Genomic DNA, 264 nt, shown 5'->3' on the forward strand with positions numbered 1-264 from the left:
GAAGACGTACAATGACCGAGGCCAACAGAGGACGGACGGATATATAATCAAAGAGCACAACTCATGTTTCACGCGTTGGTTCAAGGAGAAGCTTCTGTCGTACCCTTTACATGAGGATTCTTCCGCGGAAGAAAAACTCATATTCGCCTTGTCACAGGGCGTCGAGCACAACCTGATGGCCTATGAGGCGTACGATATCAACGGCTACACATTCTACACCGAGGACAAGGACATGAAGAGCGATGGTTATCAGAACTCCGGGGT

Annotated in this window: 1 protein-coding gene; it reads left to right on the plus strand. The window is 49.2% G+C overall.

Going from position 1 to position 264, the window contains the following annotated elements; translation table 11 throughout:
• On the plus strand, positions 1-264 hold a 264-nt coding region (locus JI666_RS21180; protein WP_206895061.1), incomplete at both ends, for a hypothetical protein.

The sequence above is a fragment of the Bacillus sp. NTK071 genome, from assembly GCF_017303315.1.
In the GTDB taxonomy this organism is placed as follows: domain Bacteria; phylum Bacillota; class Bacilli; order Bacillales; family Guptibacillaceae; genus Guptibacillus.